Source organism: Actinocrinis puniceicyclus (genome assembly GCF_018283645.1).
Lineage (GTDB): Bacteria > Actinomycetota > Actinomycetes > Streptomycetales > Catenulisporaceae > Actinocrinis > Actinocrinis puniceicyclus.
Genome location: NZ_JAGSXH010000060.1, coordinates 1 through 21,257, shown reverse-complemented (window position 1 = coordinate 21,257; position 21,257 = coordinate 1). Strand labels below are relative to the sequence as shown.

16 protein-coding genes are annotated in these 21,257 nt (G+C 66.1%); all 16 read left to right on the top strand.

All coding sequences use genetic code 11. The features are described from left to right. Positions 1 to 27 precede the first annotated feature (27 nt). The 16 genes from dnaB (at position 28) to KGA66_RS17040 (ending at position 21,110) form a co-directional block, all read left to right on the top strand. Complete coding sequence (dnaB, locus tag KGA66_RS17115) at positions 28 to 2,502, top strand: replicative DNA helicase (RefSeq protein ID WP_312886956.1); 2,475 nt, start codon at positions 28 to 30, stop codon at positions 2,500 to 2,502. Between the two features lie 178 nt (positions 2,503 to 2,680). After that, the gene (locus tag KGA66_RS17110) at positions 2,681 to 3,439 is read left to right on the top strand and encodes a TnsA-like heteromeric transposase endonuclease subunit (protein ID WP_211469142.1); all 759 of its coding nucleotides are present in this window, start codon (positions 2,681 to 2,683) and stop codon (positions 3,437 to 3,439) included. Next, entirely contained in the window at positions 3,436 to 5,544 is a 2,109-nt protein-coding gene (locus tag KGA66_RS17105; protein WP_211469141.1) for a TnsB C-terminal domain-containing protein, read from the top strand. The genes KGA66_RS17110 and KGA66_RS17105 overlap by 4 nt, the downstream gene beginning before the upstream one ends. After that, positions 5,541 to 6,668 (top strand): TniB family NTP-binding protein, encoded by a 1,128-nt coding sequence (locus tag KGA66_RS17100; protein WP_211469140.1) that lies wholly within the window; start codon positions 5,541 to 5,543, stop codon positions 6,666 to 6,668. Before KGA66_RS17105 ends, KGA66_RS17100 begins: the two co-directional genes overlap by 4 nt. A 5-nt stretch (positions 6,669 to 6,673) precedes the next feature. Next, complete coding sequence (locus KGA66_RS17095; protein WP_211469139.1) at positions 6,674 to 9,052, top strand: TniQ family protein; 2,379 nt, start codon at positions 6,674 to 6,676, stop codon at positions 9,050 to 9,052. A 504-nt stretch (positions 9,053 to 9,556) separates the two neighbouring features. Beyond that, entirely contained in the window at positions 9,557 to 10,360 is an 804-nt protein-coding gene (locus KGA66_RS17090; protein WP_211469138.1) for a DUF6551 family protein, read from the top strand. Positions 10,361 to 10,589: 229 nt separating this feature from the next. Beyond that, on the top strand, positions 10,590 to 10,862 hold the full coding sequence (locus KGA66_RS17085) for a YaaC family protein (protein ID WP_211469137.1): 273 nt from the start codon (positions 10,590 to 10,592) through the stop codon (positions 10,860 to 10,862). A 69-nt stretch (positions 10,863 to 10,931) separates the two neighbouring features. Next, on the top strand, positions 10,932 to 11,612 hold the full coding sequence (locus KGA66_RS17080) for a Crp/Fnr family transcriptional regulator (RefSeq protein ID WP_211469136.1): 681 nt from the start codon (positions 10,932 to 10,934) through the stop codon (positions 11,610 to 11,612). Positions 11,613 to 11,670: 58 nt separating this feature from the next. Continuing rightward, on the top strand, positions 11,671 to 11,913 hold the full coding sequence (locus KGA66_RS17075; RefSeq protein WP_211469135.1) for a hypothetical protein: 243 nt from the start codon (positions 11,671 to 11,673) through the stop codon (positions 11,911 to 11,913). Position 11,914: 1 nt separating this feature from the next. Further along, positions 11,915 to 12,583, top strand: coding sequence for a hypothetical protein (locus KGA66_RS17070; protein ID WP_211469134.1), 669 nt, complete (start codon positions 11,915 to 11,917; stop codon positions 12,581 to 12,583). 251 nt (positions 12,584 to 12,834) lie between these two features. Further along, positions 12,835 to 13,833: a restriction endonuclease gene (locus KGA66_RS17065; protein ID WP_211469133.1), complete on the top strand. Its 999-nt coding sequence runs from the start codon at positions 12,835 to 12,837 to the stop codon at positions 13,831 to 13,833. 317 nt (positions 13,834 to 14,150) lie between these two features. Then, positions 14,151 to 14,906 (top strand): TnsA-like heteromeric transposase endonuclease subunit, encoded by a 756-nt coding sequence (locus KGA66_RS17060; RefSeq protein ID WP_211469132.1) that lies wholly within the window; start codon positions 14,151 to 14,153, stop codon positions 14,904 to 14,906. Then, on the top strand, positions 14,903 to 17,023 hold the full coding sequence (locus KGA66_RS31660; RefSeq protein ID WP_211469131.1) for a TnsB C-terminal domain-containing protein: 2,121 nt from the start codon (positions 14,903 to 14,905) through the stop codon (positions 17,021 to 17,023). The genes KGA66_RS17060 and KGA66_RS31660 overlap by 4 nt, the downstream gene beginning before the upstream one ends. Before the next feature lie 143 nt (positions 17,024 to 17,166). Beyond that, the gene (locus KGA66_RS17050; RefSeq protein ID WP_211469130.1) at positions 17,167 to 18,156 is read left to right on the top strand and encodes an AAA family ATPase; all 990 of its coding nucleotides are present in this window, start codon (positions 17,167 to 17,169) and stop codon (positions 18,154 to 18,156) included. Beyond that, positions 18,153 to 20,516, top strand: coding sequence for a TniQ family protein (locus tag KGA66_RS17045; protein WP_211469129.1), 2,364 nt, complete (start codon positions 18,153 to 18,155; stop codon positions 20,514 to 20,516). Before KGA66_RS17050 ends, KGA66_RS17045 begins: the two co-directional genes overlap by 4 nt. A 294-nt stretch (positions 20,517 to 20,810) precedes the next feature. Beyond that, positions 20,811 to 21,110, top strand: a complete 300-nt coding sequence (locus KGA66_RS17040; protein ID WP_211469128.1) for a hypothetical protein — start codon at positions 20,811 to 20,813, stop codon at positions 21,108 to 21,110. Positions 21,111 to 21,257 lie beyond the last annotated feature (147 nt).

The following is a 21,257-nucleotide window of genomic DNA, read 5'->3' as shown; positions in this document are numbered from 1 at the left end:
GAACCGAGCCGAGGAGGCGAGCCACCTGTGTCCGCCTTCAACGGCCCGGACGGCGTCCCCGAACCCCCCGACGACGGCCTGGGCGATCCCGGTCCGCCGACGGGTTATGGTGGCGCTCGCTCGTCATATGACCGGACGCCGCCTCAGGATCTGGCGGCCGAGCAAGGCGTCCTCGGCGGCATGCTGCTGTCGAAGGACGCTATCGCGGACGTCATCGACGTCGTCAAGGGCCGGGACTTCTACAAGCCGGCACACGAGCTGATCTTCGACTCGATCCTCGACCTCTACGGGCGGGGCGAACCCGCCGACGCCGTCACCGTCTCCGCTGAGCTGACCAAGCGCGGCGAGCTGACCCGGGTCGGCGGTGCGCCGTACCTGCACACGCTGATGTCCTCGGTGCCCACCGCGGCCAACGCGGGGTATTACGCGGTGATCGTGCGCGAGCGCGCGATCCTGCGCCGCCTGGTCGAGGCGGGGACCCGGATCACGCAGATGGGCTACGCGACCGACGGCGCGGACCTCGACGAGATCGTCAATCGCGCGCAGGCCGAGATCTACGGCGTCACCGAGCAGCGCGCCGGAGAGGATTACGCCCCGCTGGCGGACATCATGGAGGGCGCGCTCGACGAGATCGAGTCGATCTCCAACCGCTCGGGCCAGATGACCGGCGTCCCAACCGGCTTCACCGATCTCGACCAGCTGACCAACGGCCTGCACCCGGGCCAGATGATCATCATCGCGGCGCGTCCGGCCATCGGTAAGGCGCTGGCGCTCGACACACCGCTGCCGACGCCGACCGGCTGGACCACGATGGGCGTCGTTCAGGTCGGCGACTGGCTGCTGGGCGCGGACGGCCGCCCCACTCGTGTGGTCGCGGCGACCGATGCCATGACTGACCGCCCGTGCTACGAGGTCGAGTTCTCCGACGGCACCGTCCTGGTCGCCGATGCACTGCATCAGTGGCCGACGCAGACACAGACGTCTGCGTGCGTGAAGACGACCAGGCAGCTCGCTGACACCCTGCGCCGCGATCTTCCCGGAAGCCGGCCGGACCACGCTGTCGCCGTCGCGGCCGCGGCGAAACTGCCCGGGCGGGATCTTCCGTTGTCGCCGTACGCGCTCGGCGTCTGGCTGGGGCGCAGCCGGGCGGGCGCCGCATCGGGCGCCGCACGCATCGACATCGACGACCCACAGATCGTCGAGCAGCTCGCGGCCGAAGGTTTCGCGGCCGCCACGGATGGGACGCTCGCCGCGGTTGCGGAGCGTTGGTGCGAGGCCTGCGCGGGCTCATCAGTTGAGCTGACGCGCTGTCAGACGTGCCGTCCCGGCGAGGCCGGCACGGTGCCGGAGCTCTTGCGCAGCATGGGCGTTCTCGGCGACAAGCACATCCCCGGCGAGTATCTTCGAGCCTCTGAGTCGCAGCGCCGCGATCTGCTCGCCGGCCTGCTCGACACCGAGGGCGAGGTCGATGAGACCGGCGCTGTCCACATCTCGGCGACCCATCCGAGGTTCGCGCGCGACATCTGGGAACTGGTGCTGAGCCTCGGCTACAAGTCCACGATGACGACCTGGCCCGGCGCCGAGCGCGACCATGGCGGTTCGGCCACGCACACCGTCGCCTTCACGCCTTCCGAGAAGGTCTTTCGAGTGCCCCGGAAGGTTGTGCGCCAAAGCGGACGGGACGATCCGAGCACGGGCCTGCGATACATCACGGACGTGCGAGCGATCGCTTCCGTCCCGGTGCGATGCGTGCAGGTCGACAACGACGACCACCTGTATCTGGCGGGCCCGACCTGGATTCCGACGCACAACTCGACGCTGGGCCTGGACCTGGCTCGATCCTGCTCGATCCGCAACGGCCTGACCAGTGTGATCTTCAGTCTCGAAATGGGCCGCAACGAGATCACCATGCGCCTGCTGTCCGCGGAGGCCCGGGTGGCCCTGCACCACATGCGTTCCGGCACGATGACCGACGAGGACTGGGCGCGCCTGGCCCGCAGGATGGGCGAGGTGTCGGCCGCTCCGCTGTTCATCGACGACTCGCCCAACATGTCGATGATGGAGATCCGGGCCAAGTGCCGCCGTCTCAAACAGCGTCACGACCTGCGCCTTGTGATCGTCGACTACCTGCAGTTGATGTCCACCGGGGGTTCACGCCGCCCGGAGAGCCGCCAGCAGGAGGTCTCCGAGATGTCGCGTGCGCTCAAGCTGCTGGCCAAGGAACTCGAACTGCCGGTCATCGCGATCGCGCAGCTCAACCGTGGTCCCGAGCAGCGCACCGACAAGCGCCCCATGATGTCCGACCTGCGCGAGTCCGGCTCCCTTGAGCAGGACGCCGACGTCGTCATCCTGCTGCACCGCGAGGACGCCTACGAGCGTGAGTCGCCCCGCGCCGGCGAGGCCGACCTGATCGTGGCCAAGCACCGTAACGGACCCACCTCCACGATCACGGTCGCGTTCCAGGGCCACTACTCCCGCTTCGTGGACATGGCTCAGAGTTGACCCCGGCTTTAGTGTAGGGTCCGCAATCCGGTGTCAGAATCCGCGACTCCATGTCAGCCGGATAGCAGTTTTGGCATATCCCGCGGACATCCTAGTCAGGGGCCTCACTCGATCGGGTGAGGCCCGGGCCGTTCTTGGTGTCCTCCGCGTCGTGGCGCGGGATCGTGGCCCGTCGTCGTTGAGCGAAGCCATGATGCGAGGCGGGATGTCTGGTCGGATAGCAATGTCGAGTGCCTTCATACGCGCCAAGGACCCATGTGGTTCGGAAGCAGTCGCGTGTGAGTTCAGTGCCGCGCCGTTGGACGCGCTACTTGCGGCCGGGCCGTGGCGGACGTTTCGCTGGCACTTCGGGCAGCGGCACTATTCAGGGGCGTACTGGTCGGCGACCGAGCAGGCGCATGTGATCTTCGAGTCCCGGCTGGAGTTAGCGCGGCTTCTATTCGCGGACTTTGATCGGAAGGTCTCCCGGATCGTTGCGCAGCCGTTCTTGATGACGGCCGAGGTCGATGGTGCCGTGCGCCGCCATGTCCCCGACTTCCTTCTGATGACGGGGTCTGGGCCCCTGGTCGTGGACGTGAAGCCCGCATCAAAGCTGGCCAAGGAAGACGTGGCGTTCGCGCTCGGCTGGGCGAGAGGCATCGTCGACGACCACGGTTGGCGCTATGAGGTGTGGAGCGAGCCTCCGCCGATACGGCTGAAAAATCTACGGTTCCTGGCCGGCTACCGCAGGTCCGCGCTCTTCGATCCCGCGCTTTTGAAGTGGGTGCGCTCGGGTGTCGTGACCGGGATGGCCCTGGAAGATGCGTTCGAAGCGACTGAGCAGGCTGATACAAGACTGGTGCGCTCGGCCGTGCTGCATCTGCTGTGGACTGGGCGCTTGACCACTGATCTCGATCGCGTGCTCTCACGCGGAAGCATTGTGCGGAGAGCGTCGTGAGCCGAGGGGCAACGCGGCTCGAGGTGGGCACCCGCTTGGTCCACGACGGCGAGATGGTCGAGGTCGTGGAGTTCGCGGCGCGCCAGATCGGAACCGACGTGGTGCTGCGCAGTGCTCGTGGGCAGTACCTGCGGGTTTCGGTCAAGGAACTGCTGTTCTCCGAGCGTGTGCGGATCGTGGCTGACGGTCCGGGGCCATCCGGTGACGGCGCGGACGAGTTGGCCTCGGCGACGCTCTCGCTCCTCGAAGAGATCGACTCCAAGAAGCGGGACTGGCTGGTTGAGCGGGCGGAGCACGCGCGGGAGGTGTGCACGGGGTACAAGTCCGGCTCCGCCGAACTGGCCAGGGAAGGTGAACCTCGCCCGGGGTACGATCCCTCGCTCCCACAGATGGCGCGCTATGAGGCGAAGGCAGCCGAGTTGGGGGTGCACTGGCGCACGGTGTACCGGTGGGTCGTCGCGACGAGGCGGTTGGGTGAGGCAGGCCTTGCCGGATCCATCCGTGTGCCGACAGTCCTCGACCGGTGTGATGTCCGATGGGTGGAGGTGATGGCCGAGATCCTCAAGGAGTACACGGGCCAGTCCAAGCCGATGCGCAAGACGGTGCTCGAGCAAGCCGAGGCCAGGGTCGTCGCCCGGTTCGGGGAAGGGGCAGTGGAGGTTCCGGGCCGGACGAAGGCCTATGACGCGCTGACCGAGTTGGAGAGGCAGCATCCCACGTTCCGGCTGAGCACTAAGCACAACCGGGACATCGCGGCCCGGCCCCGCGGCGTGTTCGGGCGGCTGCGCCCGACGAGGCCAGGCGAGTACGTGTTGATGGACACCACCCGGCTCGATGTGTACGCCTTGGATCCGGCGACCCTGCGGTGGATCAACTGCGAATTGACCGTGGCCATGGACTGGTACACCCGGTGCATCGTCGGGGCGCGTCTGACCCCCGTGTCCACGAAGGCCGTGGACGCGGCCGCGGTCCTCTTCCAGGCCTACCGGCCGCTGCCGGTCCTGCCGCACTGGCCGGCCGAAGCGGTCTGGCCCGAGCACGGCATCCCCCGCACGGTGGTGCTGGATCCGTCCGCAATCGACGGGCCGATGGCGAAGGCCGCTGGTCCCGCGCTGGCACCCGAGGCCATCGTCATCGACCACGGGAAGATCTACGTCTCTGAGCACATGCGCAGCGTGTGCGCCCGGATGGGCATCTCCATCCAGCCGGTGCGGCTGCGGACGGGCCGGGACAAGGGCCCGATCGAGCGGTTTTTCAGAACCTTGAGAGAGGATCTGCTGCACAGGCTGCCCGGCTACAAGGGCCAGGACCTGTTCGCCCGCGGCGAACATCCGGAACGCGAAGCCTTCTACTACATCGACGAACTATTCGACCGGATTCGCCAATGGGTCGCGGCCACCTACCATCGCAGGCCGCACTCGAGTCTCGGAGACCCAGGCATCAAGGGCCTGCGCATGAGTCCGGCGCAGATGTTCGAGCACGGCGTCGCACGCGCTGGGTACATCGAGGTGCCGCGCGACCCGTACCTCGCGCTGGAGTTCCTCGAGACGCAGTGGCGCACCATCCAGCCTTACGGAGTGGAGATCGACGGGCGGCGCTACAACGGCGAGGGGCTCTACCGCGATGGGCGCCCAAGCCCGTATCTGAACGGGAAGTGGCCAATCCAGGTCAACCCGGACGACGTCGACCACGCCTACTTCCGGGACCTGGACCGCAAATGGCATCAGTTGGACTGGGAGCACGCGGCCGAGCGTGACTTCCCGCTCAGCGAGGACGCACTCGAGTTCGGTAGGAAGCTGGCGGCCGAACGGTTTGAGCACCCGAGCGATGCCCTCGCGGTCAAGGTCCTGCTTGAGCGCTGGAACCTCGGACAGGGGATGACACTGGCCGAGCGTCGCATGGCACTACGAGCAGCCCGGGACCAGGCGGCGTTCGCCATCGCGCTTGATGAGCCCGCGCGCCGACGAGCGTTGTCGGCGCCGCAGCAGGACCTATACGGCGACGATGACGAGGCTGATTTCGAAGAGGACGAGGGCGGTTCGGAACTCGAGCCCGAGGACTTGGACGAGGACGCCTTCTACGCCGAAGCGCTGGAGGACCTGTGAGCAGGCCGAAACCCGATACCGCAGTGCCGGAGGATCCGGCGTGGAAGTCCCTACGCCTCGATGAGCTGACCTTGACCAGGAAGGAGGGGTTCGCGGCGTTCGCCGAGGCGCCGGACTATCCACGCCCGCCCGACATGACGATGGTCGAACTCAAGGCCTTGGGGCCAGCAGCGAAAGAAGAGCACGATCTCGCACGTCGCAGGTTCTTGGCCAACCTACGACCGATCAAAACGGTGCAGGCCGATGGGCTCATAGCGGATCTAACTGACGTCCTCGAAGCCGGGCTGGACCAGCCGAACTGGGAGGCCAAGGGCATGGCTGCGGTTGACGCGTTCCCTGGCTTGGGCAAGACCACCGTCGGTCTCTCCTTCGCCAAGCGCGTGCACAACGACCTGATCCGCCAGCACGGCCGGTTTACCGCCGCGGGTCACGAGCGGTGGCCGGTGATCCGGGTCGGCATGATGGGCGACACAACGGTCAAGGACTTCAACTGGGCGATGCTGGAGTTCTTCGCCCATTCCGGGCGCAACAGCGGGACCGCGAACTCGTTCCTTTCCCGGGCCCTGGACTGCGCCGTCTCCTGCGAATCAAGGCTCTTGCTAGTAGATGATCTGCAGTTCCTGCGGTTCCGCTCGATACGCGGGACCGAGCTGGCCAACCAGTTCAAGACGATCGCCAACGAGTTCCCCTTGATGATCCTGTTCATCGGCTACGACCTGCGCAAAAAGGGCCTGTACGAGGACCCGCAGCTCGAGCGCCGGATCACCCCGCTCGAACTGGCCCCGTTCACGATCAAAAACGAAGCCGGGCGCATGCAGTGGCGCAGCTTCCTGCTCTCCCTGGAACAGCGCGTGGTGCTGGCTGACAAGTACCCGGGCATGCTGGCCGACGACCTGTCCGACCACCTCTACGCGCGCTGCAGCGGCCACATCGGCTCCCTGATGACGCTGGTCAAGCGGGCCTGTCTGCGGGCCATCCGCACCGGCGAAGAGCGCCTGACGCCCGACCTTCTCACCCACGTCAAACCCGACAGGGCCGCGCGGGAGCAGCAGGCGCAATGGGAGGAGTTGCTAGCGAGCGGCATGAAGACCAGCAGGCCGAGGAACCACAGAAAGCAGGGCTGACGGCTGTGGTCCGCACCTTCCCGATCCGCATCGCACCGCTGCCCGGAGAGGCGCTTGACTCCTGGTTGGAGGCGCTGACTCACCGCATGCAGGTCCGCTACGGCGACGTGCTGCAGGATCTCGACCTGTCGGCGCGCACGAAGCATAAGAGCCGCAATCCGGACGTGCCCAATGACTGGACTATCGCGTTGCGTGAGCACGAAGCGGCGGGGATTGCCCACGCGACCGGCACGGATCAGAGCGTTCTTCACCGCATGACGCTGATGCGTTTTCAAGGCCGGGCGTTGCTGATCGACTCGGAGACGCGGCAGGTGAACAGAAAGCGCCTATGGGGACGGGGTAGCGGCTCTCGCTATTGTCCGGACTGCCTCGCGGACAGCGGCGGCCGATGGCAGCTGACCTGGCGCCTGGGATGGTCATTCGCCTGCCTGCGACACGGCCGCCTGCTGGCAGACCTGTGTCCGAAGTGCATGAGGACACCGCGTCAGATGATGTTTTCACGCGACGGTTTGCCCATACCGGGACGATGCGGGAGCTGGCCATCAAAACGCGCGGAGCCCACCTCCGGATGCGGCCATGAGCTAAGCACGACCCGCACGCTCCGCCTCGCTGAGGACCACCCCGCGCTCACGGCGCAAAGACTTGTGCTTGAGACCATCGACGCCGACCGGGCCGTATTCGGGCTCTACGGACGACTTCCCCAGCCTGCCAGCGTCGCTCTCTCCGAAGTGCGGGCCGTTGCCGGCAGAGTGCTCGCCAACATCACGGCTCCGAAGCTGTCGGCGTGGGTTCCCCTGGACATCCTGGACGCTGACGCCGCTTCACACGATTCCGGGGGTGACCCCCAGCGCAAGACCTTGATCCGCCCTGGGTTCATGGCCCCGCCGACCGCATCAACCACCGCGATCGCAATCACCGCAGCGCTGCGGATCCTCGGCACCAAATCGCGGTCCGCAGCGGCCAGAGCGATGCGAGAATTGATCGATTCATGCCGCGAAGGCGCCGAGAAGGCCACCGTCACCACGATCGTCACGTGGGGCCGGGGCACCGGCCCGGTCTTGCGATCGATACAGCTCGCCGCACTCGGTCCGACCCTGCGCCCTGGCGATCAGCTCCGGATGCGCACCTCTGCCTTCCCCGCGCGAGAAAGGGCCGACGAGCTGCAGCTCAACAGCCGCGCCCGCGCACTGCCCAGCGTCTTTTGGACAGCGTGGCAGGTGCGACTGAGCCCACCCGGGGTCTACTCCCGTGTCCTCGCACCGGCCTGGGCCGCGGCAACGCTGCTCGTCGGCAGCGGGCTGACCATGAACGCCGCCGCAGCAATGCTCGGCTCGGTCACCGACCTTCCGACCGTGTCCCGCTTGCTGCAGCTGCTGCAAGAGCGGCAGGGCTGGGACGCAGCGACGGTCGCCCTGGACCGCCTGGCCGACTTCCTCGATGAATCTGATATAGCGATCGACTACGAACGGCGCCGTCGACTGGACTACCGCGACCTACTCCCCAGTACCCAGTGGACCGGTCTGTGTCGCACCATCGGCTACCCCGCCGGAGGTGAGTTGCGGGCCCGCGTTGCACGATGCGTCCTGTTCCACCGCATCAGCGCCCTGCCCATCGACGCAGCCCCAGGCTTCCCCGCCACCGAGCAGACACCATTTCGCTCCGAGTGCGAACGGTTCATCGAAGTACGGCCGGCGGAAATCGCCGATGCGCTCGACGCGGTCGCGCGCGAGTTCCTCGCCACCCAGGGCGCAGAAGACGAACCCGTCGTCTGGAATCCACCGATCGCCCTGCTCGACGGCATCGACCTTCCCGGAACCGACCCCGCAGACATCGACATCGCTCACCTCCACAAGCTTGTCCAGGGACGTCGCTACCCCGCACGATTCGCCGCCGACGCCCTCGGCAGCAGAATCGAGACGATCCGCGACGTTCTCACCGAACACCCGGCCCCCATGGCGCCCAAGACCGCTACCCAGGCGCGTGCCACCGGGCAACGCATGCGGGTCGCCCGCCAACTGCTCCCAGAGCACGAGCTCAGACGCCGCTATCTCGACGAGTACCAATCGGCCCAGTCCATCGGAAACGCCTACGGGATCACACGCGCGATGGTCGCACGACTGGCCGGCGAGTACGGCATCCCGATGCGCACCGTCCACCACCGACGCTACGACGACATCGACCGGGAATGGCTCGTCGAGCAGTACGTCGAGCTGCGCCGAACACCGGGCGAGATCGCCCGGGAGAAGGGCACGAGCATTTCCGTCATTCTCGACAGGGCTCATGCCTACGGCATTCCGATGCGTCCTCCAGGAGGAGGAAGCCACGCGGCGCACCTTCGTAAACCTTCTGACCAAAACGCTGACCAGGGCGCCGCGAGCCCGTAGCCCATGCGTCCATCGCAAGGGTCCTCAACGAGCACCAGGTCACTCGACGACACGGGCAGCGAACATGGCCTTGAACTGATCCGCCCCCTAAAGATTGCCGCGGCACAGATCCAGCTCCTGACGCTTCGTAGCGCTGCGTCACAGGCCGAGCAGGAAGCTTAGGCCGAGGCCACAAAGATCACCCGCGTTGGCTTTCCCGGCGCCACGACAGGCGGGCGAGAACCACAATGATCGGCTCAAGGTTCGCGCCGAGCTGAACAGGTCTCGCGGCTGTAGCCCCACTCCAGCGCGCCGATGCGAGGAATCCACTAGTGCGAGAAATGTACCAATGCGAGAAAAATTGACATGCGAGAGATTTCTATGCTTGACTCTGTGTCAGTAACCGGGTCAACGCAGAGAGGTAATCCATTGACAACGAAGGCCGTTCTGGCGAAGAAGTCCCCAGGCAAACAGCGCAGTAAGGTGCCTCCGCAGTACGTGGTACCACCGCAGGACGACCGGCCCGTGTATCACGAGAAGATCGCCGTGGGCCTCCTGGAGATCGACCCGTCCCTGGATGCGCAGCGCATGTACCAGCGCTCTTGGGCCAATAAGTTGGCAAGCATCTGGAACCCTGCGGTCCTGCTGGCCGCGATCGTGTCCAAGCGTGAGGACGGCCGGTACTACTTGCTAGATGGCCAGCACTCCACGAGGGTGGCTGCGGAGAAGCACGGACCGAATTTCACCCGTCACTGCATGGTCTATGAGGGCTTGACTCGCTCCGAGGAAGCCGCGCTGTTCCTGGCTGCCAACCGCGACCGAAAGGCAGTCCGCCCAGTCGACAACTACCGGGTGGCGCTGACCGCCAAGGACAAATTGGTGACCCGAATCGACGACGAGGTGCTGTCCTGCGGTCTGACAGTAACCGGGAGCACTTCGGCCAACCAGATTGGCGCTGTCCAGGCCGTCATGGCGGTTGGCGCTAAGCGCGAAGGGCTACTTCCTAAAGTCCTGAACACTCTTGCCGACGCTTGGACAAAGGACCGGACCACCTGGGACAACATGGCTATCCGGGCCGTGGGGATGGTCATCGATACCAACTGGGACACAGTCCAGCTCGACCGCCTAAGCAGGACCCTCCAGAAGGCGCCCGTGGGTCATTGGAAGATGCACGCAGTTCGGATGACCACTTCAGGCGGCGGCTCGAACTCCCGCAGCCTCCCTTTGGCCGAGAACATCGTCACCGCGTACAACTCAGGTCTGCGCGACCGGAAGAAGATGCTCGTATCCCCAGCCCGTGCCACCGAGGTCGCCGAAGAGTACGAGTAGGCAGGTCCCTAATCCTCACGGCGCTGTTCAGGCCCACTGGATTGCCCGTGACCCTCGCGGACGATCCGTCCCGTGACCGGCTCCTCGACTTCCTGTCCGGCTATCCCACGCTGCAAGGCTCGCAGCCGCGGAGCAGTTCGCCCCCGCCCGCTCCGCCAGTCGAATACCGTTTCACGAACTCGGTACTCGAGACGAGCTTTCTGATGAACGTCCCGATCCCGGCCCCGACGTGTCCACGGTGGAACAGCGCTGCGCTACCCGCTACCGAGGCGACTGGTGGGTGCTGCCCGCTGTATCCGGGATGGACCGGCCGCTGCACCCGCTGCTGGCTTGGTGGATCGTGACGCTCGCACTCTCGTCGCTCGCTCGCTACGAACCGGAAGCCTGGGCCGGCATGGTCGACGTTGATCAAGCTGGATCACCGGCCGTCGCCATCGAGCATCTCCTCGATACCGCGCTCGACGCCGTTCCACAGATGCTCGTCAACGCCATCGCTGCGTAGCACGGGTAGTAAAACCCTCTACAAGGCAGACTATTGCTTCTTCTAACATGTCGCATTACACTTTCAAGCATGTCTGAAGCGTTTCGCTGGCGAGAGCAACCGTTCTGCTCCGCAGAAGAGCTGGCCGAGATGGAGTCCATCGGCCATCCGCTCAACCGTGCCGCCGAACAGCCATTCTTCCTCGAGGGCGAGCCCGGCGACTTCGCCCTGCTGATCAAAAAGGGCTTTGTCAAGGTTGTGCAGGGCGAGCCCGGCCGGATTGTCGATGTTCGGGGACCCGGCGCGATCGTCGGCGAGATCGGCGTGATCACAGAGGAACCGCGATCGGCGGGCATCATCGCTCTCAACGACGTCAGTGCCGTGTTCCTACCTAAAGGCCCATGGACGAAGTTCCTCCTCGCCCATCCACACATCATCTTGGACTTGTGGGCTGCAACAGCGATCCGGACCCGCCGGGCGAACACCAAGCGCACCGAATCGGAACTCGCTATTGGACAGCAGCTCGCCAAGGCTCTCATCGAACTAGTCGACTATGGCGTCGGCGAGAGACTCGATGAGGACAGCGCGCTGCTGCGGATGAGCCAGGAGGAGATGTCTGCCCTAGTAGGCGCGAACAAGCTCGAGTCGGTCAAGAAAGTCATCCGGCTGCTCAAGGCATCGGGCATCGTCGATACCGGTCGACAGGCGATCACCATCCGCAAGCTGTCAGCGCTGCGCAACATCGCCGATGGCCTCATGACGGTCGGCTGACCGGCCGGGTCATGCAGATGACAACGCCGCTGCCGCAGTTTGGAGTCGGGGGCCCGTCATGATCTACGTCGAAGTCGGGGGCACGTGCGTTTCGCTCATCGTCGCGTTGGCACGGGTGCTGGCTATCTGGATCAAGGAGCGGGCCTTCACGGACCGACTCCGGAGCATGCTCAAAGATTCCACTCCGGAGCAGCGGCCGGAGCTCGCCATCGCCCTCGGCAAGGCGCAGAAGCATCTCGACGGCAAGCGCAGCCCTGCATCCGACGGAACATCCGCGCTGAAGACCGCTCCGGAGGCTTAAAGTGTCTAAACTGGCGCATCACGCCCGCCTGCGTGAGCATCCACTCATCCACAACCTACTTGTCATCGTCGACAAGCTCGGCCTAGACCTGGGCGACATGGTGATCTTTGGCAGCGGCCCTCTACTGGCAAAGGGGCTTCGGCCGAAAATCTGGGACTTGGACATTGTGGCCCGCAACGAGACCTGGCGCCTGGCCGAACAACATGGCGTCCCCTCCATCGGCGAGGTCAACGGCGCCCGCATCTCCCAATTCTGCGACGGCCGCATCCAGTTCTCCGCCGGGTGGGTGTCGGACGAGTGGAACGCGACTGAGCTGATTGACCGAGCAGAGATCATCCAGGGACTCCCGTTCGCCCAGCTCGCCGACGTCCTTGCCTACAAGGAACAACTCGGTCGGCCGAAAGACCAGCGGGACATCCGCAGACTGCGGAAGGTTGGCGTGGTGCCGACCACAGCGGCAGCTGGTCATCAGGCGAGGAGCGGCGTCTCCAGATGTCGGCCGGAGGACTGGGGCCGAGGTAGCCGAAACCTACGGGACTCCAGCCAGCTCTTGACTGTGGCCTCATCATTCCCGCTGCTGACCTTGGTGCCTGTGGGAGTCAACTACCAACCGGACGACTCCTCGCGGCGTTGTCCCTCGTCCGGCGTTTCGGGTAGTCGGGTGGCCTGACGAGCTTGTACGTGGTGGGCGGTAATACATCGAGGAGGGGCTCGCACTGCACGAGCAGGCGTTCGCCGACAGCGAATGGGCGCTGATCGGAGTGCCCCGGTTGTCGGTGTGGTTCGCCAAGATGGTCCGGTGATCATTCATCGACCGGGCAACTACTGGCAACCGAGATCAATGCGCCGTGTCCACACCACCACCCATCAGCAGGGACTGCTTGGCCTTCCTCGCATCAACCGATTTGGAAGAGGACAGTCATGACCGGCGCTGCCGCAGATGTTGAGCAGAAGGTCACGGCTTACGCGGAGACGTTCCTCTGGTCCTACGCCGCCACCGTCGCGACGAACTTCGGCGCCGTCGCACGCGAGCTTGAGTCTTTCGGCAAACGGTCACGCTTGTTTCCACTCTATGGGCGCCGGATCGGGCAGGACACGAGCTTGGTGCTGCTGAGCAGCGACTTCGACTTCTACCTCTTCTTCATCGACGAACCCAGTGGCAAATTCAAACTGTGGCAGCAGGTGGACGCGAGTGACGGCTTCGACCAGGACTGGACCCTGAGCACGCCAGGCGACATGCGTGCACGAAAGGTTCGGGAACTCCTCGGCCTGGCCGAGGAAAACGTTCTCGGGCTGGTCAACGTGCCGGGCACCAACTTCGTCGCCGACACCGCGCAGACCATGCTTAGGGACGCACCGCTGCACGGCAGCGGCCGCGCGAACCACGACGGACGCATTGCACAGGAGCAACTGCCCGCGCTGCGCGCGACGTTCGAGGGGACGCAGGTACGCGCCGGATACCGTGACGCGTACCGATCCCTGCTGGCGTGGACTGAGAGCCCGCAGACACGCGGAATCGCGTTCGAGAAGCTGTGGCGCGATGTACTGGGGCACCACGGGTGGCACCCAAAGAAGATCACCATCGCGGGCGAGGACGACGATTTCACCGCGATCCGCAACGGTGTGCACATCCTGGGCGAGGTGCGCTGGTACGCCAAGCCCATGACCGGCGGAAAGGCACGCGAGTTCCTCGCGAAACTCGACCCACGCCCGGCGACGATCGGCCTGTTCGTCTCCCACTCCGGATTCGACGACGGAGCCCGCGCCGTATTCCGGCGAGCGGTCAACTCCAAGACCGTCGTGCTCTTCGGTAAGCCCGAGATCGACGAGATTCTGCTGGCAGAGGCCGATCCGGGCGGCCTCTTCGACGAGAGGTTACGCGAAGTGTACGACTACCTATTCGAGGCACCCCCTTTGTGATCGCCGGCTCGACGAAGGTGAGCCAGCTGGCGCGGTAGGGGGAAATGACACGACCCACGGAACGATCAAGGTGACAAGGACTGCGGAACCGGGAGAACAACCAGCTCAAGAGCTCGGCATGTGACACTGGAACGCGGATCCTACATTTAGGGTCTCAAGTGTGGCGATATTTTCTCAAGATCAATGATATCTGAATGATAGAAATATCGCTGCCTTGAGACGGCCAGGTCAGAGCTTTCACTCGATCGTGTGATGCCTCGGGATACCTGCCTTCCCCCGATGGCCGCAGTGGGACTGTGGCCAGTACGCAGCGGAGCGTGGATCTGGGGGCTGCCATGGTGGACGGGTTTGTGCCGCAGTCGGTGACGGTGAGTTCTCGGTACGAGGGCGACAAGGTCATCGAAGATCAGGCTTGGGAGGACGCGTCGGATGACGTGCTCGCGTCCGCGGTGCCCTGGCGGACGTTTCGGTGGTACATGGGACAGAAGCACTATTCGGGTACTTACTGGTCTGCGACGATGCAGGATCACGTCATCTACGAGTCCCGGCTGGAGCTCTCGCGGCTCCTGCTGGCGGACTTCGATCCCACGGTCAGGCACATCGTCGCCCAGCCTTTCCTGCTGCGGGCTGAGGTCGGGGGCCGCCGGGCGAGGAAGCATATCCCTGACTACTTGTTGTTGACCGGCAGCGGCCCCGTTGTGGTCGATGTGAAGCCGACGCAGCACTTGGCCAAACCGGAGGTCGACTTCACCTTCCGGTGGACGCGGTACGCGGTCGAGCAGCGCGGCTGGCGGTACGAGGTGTGGAGCGAGCCGCCCGTCGTGTACCTGGAGAATGTTCGGTTCCTGGCGGGTTATCGCCGACAATGGCTCTTCGATCCGGGGCTTCTGGACGCGTTGAAGACCAGCGGATTGGCTGGGCTCACGATTGCCGAGGCCGCGCGGGCGCTACCCGATCACGCTGAACCGATGGTGCGCGCGGCGGTCCTTCATCTTCTGTGGTCAGGGGTCATCAAAGTCGACCTGGACCGCCCGCTGGGCACGGTGCCGATCTCGAAGGTGGCAGCCCGGTGACAGGCGCGGCCGTACGGGTGGGGGTGGGCACCCGGTTTCAGTTCGACGGGGACGTAGTCAGTGTTGTCGAGTTCGCGGCGACGACGGCGGGGAACGAGGTCGTGCTCAGGGACGGTCGAGACCGGCTGATGCGGATCGCGTTGCGCGAGCTGCTGTTCTCTGATCGCGCCAGTGTGATCCCGGAAGGTCCGGGACCGCAGTCCGATGATGACCAGCTCGCGTTTGCTGTGCTCGGGCAACTCGACGAGCCGGCCCGCAAGAGGTTGCTCGAACGCGCCGAGCATGTGCGGGAGGTGCTGACGGGATACCGCAGCGGCAGTGCGCAGCTCGCGCGGGAAGGTGAGCCGCGGCCGCAGTTCGATCCTTCGCTGCCGCTGGGCGAACGCTATGCGGCGAAGGCGGCGGAACTGGGAGTCACCCATCTGAGCGTTAGGCGCTGGGCCGCCGCTTTTCGGGAGAACGGAGAGTCTGGCCTGGCTGGGAAACGGCCGACGGGTCGGCGGGAGCTTCCCGACGTTGACCAGCGGTGGGTGGAAGCCGCACTCGAGATCATGGTCGAACACACCGACGAGTCGAAACCCTCACGTACCCTGGTGATCGAGCGCGCCAACGCGCGGGTGGTCTCCAGGTTCGGGGCGGGAGTAGTCCGCCAACCCAGCCGCGCCACTGCGTTTCGAGTCCTGGTGGTACTGGAGCTCCGACACCCGACCTTCCGACTGAGCACGAAGCGCAATCGGGACATCGCCAGCCGGCCCGAGGGCGTCTACGGCAAGCTGCGCCCGACCCGGCCAGGCGAATACCTGCTGATGGACACCACGCGGTTGGACGTGTTCGCGTTCGACCCGTTCACGCTGCGGTGGGTGCAGGCCGAGTTGAGCGTCGCCATGGACTGGTACACCCGCTGCATCACCGGGATCCGTCTGACCCCGGTTTCCACGAAGTCGGCCGATGTCAGTGCCGTGCTCTATCAGGCGTTCCGGCCGCGCCCAGCCGGGAAAGACTGGCCATCGTACGCGGTGTGGCCAGAGCACGGTCTTCCCCGCACGCTGCTGGTCGATGTGCAGGCGGTCGAAGGACCCGGCTTCGCCACGCCGCCGCTCGCACCAGAGACCGTCGTGATCGACCACGGCAAGGTCTACGTCTCCGAGCACTTGACCAGTGTGTGCCGTCGGATGGGGATATCGATCCAGCCAGCCCGGCTGCGCACGGGCCGGGACAAGGGGCCGATCGAGCGCTTTTTCAGAACCCTGCGGGAAGATCTGCTCCAGGCGCTTCCCGGGTATAAGGGACCGGACATCTTCTCGCGTGGTGAGAACGTCGAGGACGAGGCGTTCTTCTACCTGGACGAGTTAGAGGAAAAGATCCGACGATGGGTCGCGACGGTATATCACCACCGGCCGCACAGCAGTCTGATCGACCCCGGTGTGCCTGGCCTGCGGATGTCCCCGGCGAAGATGTTCGAGCATGGAGTCGCGCGGGCTGGCTACATCGAGGTGCCGAGAGACCCGTACTTGGGCTTCGAGTTCCTCAAGACCAAGTGGCGCACGATCCAGCACTACGGCGTCGAGCTCAAAGGCCGGCGCTACAACGGGCCGGGAATCAACCCGTACCGCAACGAAGAGAGCGCCTACGAGGGCAAAGACACGGTGCGGGGGCACTGGCCGTTCCAGGTGGACCCCGACGACATCTCCAAGATCTACTTCCGAGATCCCGACCAGCGCCGCTGGCACGTGCTGACATGGGAGCACGCCGCGTCATTGGACATGGCGCTGAGCGAGGACGCCTTGGCGTTCGCCCGGAAGCTGGCCGCATCGAAATACACCTATCCGGATGATCGGCTCGCGCTCGCCGACCTGCTCGAACGCTGGAATCTCGGGCTGGGCACGACGCCAGCCGAACGCCGCATAGCCCTGCGTCTGTCCCGCGAACAGGCAGGCATCGTCCTGCCAGACCTCGAAGAAGAGACCGCAGCCTCCCCGGAACCCACGGGACGGCGGCGTGGTGCGGCGCAGAGCGTTGCGACTGCGGAGCCGGCGGCCGAGGAGGGCGATGACGACGAGGTCGACCTCGAGGAACTGGCCGAGGACTTCTACGCCGACGCGCTGGACGACGTGTGAGCGAGCAGGCTGAGCCGACTGCCGGGAAGGAAGACAGCGACCCGGCGAACCTGTCGCTGGCGCGCAAGGAGGGCTGGGCGCGGGCCGTCTTCGCGCCACGACGCGAGCAGCCGCAATGGCTCAGTAGGACGCAGATGAAGAAGATGGCGGACGACATCCTGGCGGCCTACAACGTGGCGCGGCGTGTATGGCATGCGAACCTCGGCCCGATTCGGACGCCGCAGCTCGACGAGGTGCACGAGGACATGTGGGACATCGTGGACAGCAATCAACAGGACGGGGAGAAGGCCAAGGGCGGGATTGCCCTCGACGCTCTCGCGGGCCTGGGCAAGACGACCACGGCGCTCGCGTTCGCTATGGCATTTCACCGGAGGGAGATCGCCGAGAAGGGGGAGCTTACCCGTGCCGGCCAGGAGCGGCATCCGGTGTGCCGGATCAGCCTGAACGGGAACACCGGCATGCGGGATCTCAACCGCGCTCTGATGGAGTTCTTCGCCCACCCCGGCTCCCGTCGCGGGACCGCTGCGGACTTCCAGCACCGGGCTTTGGACAGCGCACTGTCCTGCGAATGCAGACTGCTCGTTCTGGACGAGTTGCACTTTCTCAAAAGGAGCAAGACCAATCGCGCCGAGGTGTCGAATCAACTCAAGACGATCGCGAACGACTTCCCGGTGACCTTGGTCGTGATCGGCATAGATCTCGCCTCCCTGGGCCTGCTCGGCGACATCGGCTCCGGCAACCCGGCCCTGGACCAGACCGCGCGCCGCACCACCTTGCTGACCATGAAGCCGTTCACAGTCAAGACAGCGCAGGGCCGCAGACAATGGCGCAACATGCTGCTGGCGATCGAGAAGCGCGTGGTGTTGGCGGACACGTTCCCCGGAATGATCGCCGATGAGCTGTCGGACTACCTGTTCGCCCGCACCACCGGCCACATCGGCTCGCTCATGACGCTGATCAACCGCGGCTGCCAGCGGGCGATCCGCACTGGCGCGGAGCGTCTGGACCGCGAACTGATGGACAGAGTCAAGAACGACGCAGGCGCCGAAAAGGCCCGTAAGGAGTTGGAGGCCGCGTTGGAAACCGGGCGGATGACGACCCGGATCGCCCCGGGCCGGGCACGCAAACAGTGACCGGGCTGCGGACGCTGCCGATCCGCGTGGCCCCGGCGCCGGGCGAGGCGCTGGACTCGTGGCTCGAAGCCCTGGCCGCGCGCTTGGCCACCCCGCTCGGAGATGTGTTGCGCGCTCTTGGTCTCCCGGCGCAGGCTCGCGATGAGGAGCGTGCGCGGGGCCTGCCCGCGGACTGGACGATCGTGCTGAGCCGCGAGGAGGCAGGTGCCGTCGCCTACGTCACGGGCACCCGTGCCGATCAGCTGGGGCGCATGACGCTCGCCCACTACGATCAACGCGCCCTGCGCTTGGACGTTGCCAAGCGCGAAGTCAACCGGCGGGCTCTGTGGGGGCGTGGCTCCGGTTCCCGGTTCTGCGCTGCGTGCCTGGCCGAGAGCGGCGGCCGGTGGATGTTGACGTGGCGGCTGGGCTGGTCGTTCGCCTGCCTCGCCCACTGCCGTCTGCTTGCGGACGCCTGCCCGTGCTGCGGTCGGGTGCAGCGCCGGCGCCCGTACTCGGGCAACCGGGTTCCCCAACCCGGCCATTGCAGCACCCCGCCGCCCCGGCGCAAGGGGCACGCGTTTCCGGGCGGCTGCGACTTCGACCTGACCCAAGCTCGGTCACCGGTCCTGCCCGCCGACCATCCGGTCCTGCGGGCACAGCGGCGGCTGCTGGCCGTCATCGAGTCCGGCACGGCGGACTTCGGCGCCTACCGCGCCCACCCGCAACCGGCCCCGGCTGCGCTGACAGATATCAGGGCCTTGGCCGGGCGGGTGCTTGCCGACGTCGCTTCGGACGACCTGTCGTCCCTGGCGCCCGGCGACGTAGTTGACGCGCACCTCGCCTTGCGCCGGGACCAGGCCCGCGCGCAGGGCCGCCCGGGCTTCATGGCCCCGCCGCATGCCGCGAGCACCGCCGTGGCGGCCGTCGCCGCCCTTGGGATCCTCGAGCACGACACGGTCCAGCATGCCGCCCATGCCATGCGCGCCCTGATACAGATGATCAGAGAGAAGCAGTGGCAGGTCAGCGCCACCAGCATCGACAGCTGGGGACGCGGGATCAGCCCGGTGCTGAAGGCGGTACATCTGGCGGCCCTCGGTCCCTCGATGCGGCCCGGCGAGCAGCTTCGCCACCGCACCGTTTCCGCCCTGCCGACCCGCCCGGCCGGAGAAACGGCCCGGTCATCACGGCGAGCCCGCAAGATCCCCGGATCGCTCTGGCCGGCATGGGCCGTGCGGCTAAGCCCGCCCGGCGGCGCCTACCCCCAGACCCTCGCGCCAGTGCTGTCCGGAATGCTCCTGCTGGTCGGCGCCAGGATCGAGCTTGCCCAGGCCGCTGACCTGCTGGGCTCGGCCACCGACGGTCCGACGCTCTCACGGATCATGCAACTGCTGCGCGACGACCCGCACTGGACCGCGATCCACACCGGGCTGGACCAGTTGGCCGAGTACCTGGACGCTCACGACGTGCCGATCGACTACCGGCGCCGCCGTGCGCTCGACTACGCCGGCCTTCTGCCCACCGGACAATGGCGCGAGCTGTGCCGCAGCATTTCAATGCCGCCCGGGCTGGGACGCAGGCGGCAGGTCGCGCAGTGCTTGCTGTTCCAGCGCATCAGCGGCCTGCCCTACGCAGCCATGCCGGACGCCGCGGTGAAGCCGGCCGACTTCAAAGCCCAGGTCGCCCGGTTCGCGATCGTCCGTACACCCGAACTGGCCGCCGCCCTGGACGACGCGGCCCGCGACTTCCTCGCCCGCCAGAAGGTACGCGGCGAACCTGTCGCCTGGCAGCCGCCCATCGACCTGCTCGACGGTCTTGACTTTCCCGGACCCGACCCGGAGCGCATCGACATCCCGCACCTACACCGGCTCGTGCGCGCCGCGGGACGCCCGCAGCGCAGTGCAGCGCAGATCCTGGGCACCACTGCCGACGCGGTCCAGTTCGCCTTGGAGGAGCATCCCGCGCCCGCCGCGGCACTCACGGCCTCCCAGTCCCGGGCGACCGGCCGGATCCGCCATGAAGTGCGCAGTCTCCTTCCCGCGGACGAATTCAGCCGCCTGTACCGGGACCAGCGCCAATCGCTGCGGCAGATCGCTCGACTGGTCGGATGCTCGCGCCAAACCCTCGCCCGGCTCGCCGGGGAGTACGGAATCGTCCTGCGTGAGGGTCCTCAGGATTACAAGCGGCGAGGCACCGTCGGACGGGAGTGGCTCTACGAGCAATACGTCATCCGGTGCCGTACCTTGCCGGACCTCGCCCGGGAGAAGGGTATGAGCACCTCCAACATGGCCAGATGGGCGCGAACCCATGACATCCCGTTGCGGGCCCGCGGCGGCGCCAGCCACGCCGCCGCTCTCGTGCGGCTCTCCGCAGAGGTGTGAGCCGAGCCCCACCGAGCTCGTATCCGACGCAGCAGTGGTTGCACGAAAATATCAAGATCATGGCTTGGGCAATCAGGCGGCACACTCCGCGGGCGTTCGGGCTCTCACCTGATGACGTGCCCGGTAGGGTGGCCTCCTGACGAGTCGTCAAGCCACGATTGGGCGGGCCATCCTCCGCATCCGGAGGCGACGAACAATGCGCTGAAGATTTTTCGTGGTGCTTGTCGTCGGATAGCCGCCTCGGTGCTCTGTACGGGTGACAGCTTCCCTTCGCCCACAAGGAACCCACCCACCATGAGCCCCCTGTTGATCGCGTCGCTGGCCTACGGAGCCGCGGAAGCCCGCCACTGGCTGCGCGATCTGTCCCGCGGCTGCCTGGCCGCCCGGGTCATCGGCGAACTGCACCGGGTCGGCGGCGGCCACGTCATCGAGCGACGCCGCGGCTGTGAGATCCAGGTGACCGTGCACGCCCGTAACGCCCCGCGCAGCCGCTGCGGTACCGGGCGCGGCCCTGGCCGGACCGCCGCCGTCGGCCAGCACGCGGGCCGGCGACGCGGCGCTCCATGCGGCCGAGCGGGGACTCGACACCCGTGATCGCACTCGCCATGGAGGCCTGTTGAGCGTCAGTCTGTGTGAGGTTCCCGCGGGTCGGTGCCGACGTCCGGGCTGGTGATGGTCTGTGTGGGGGTCCTGGGTTTGCTTTCCGGCGGTCCGCGGCGTGACGGTGAGGATGTCCGTTTC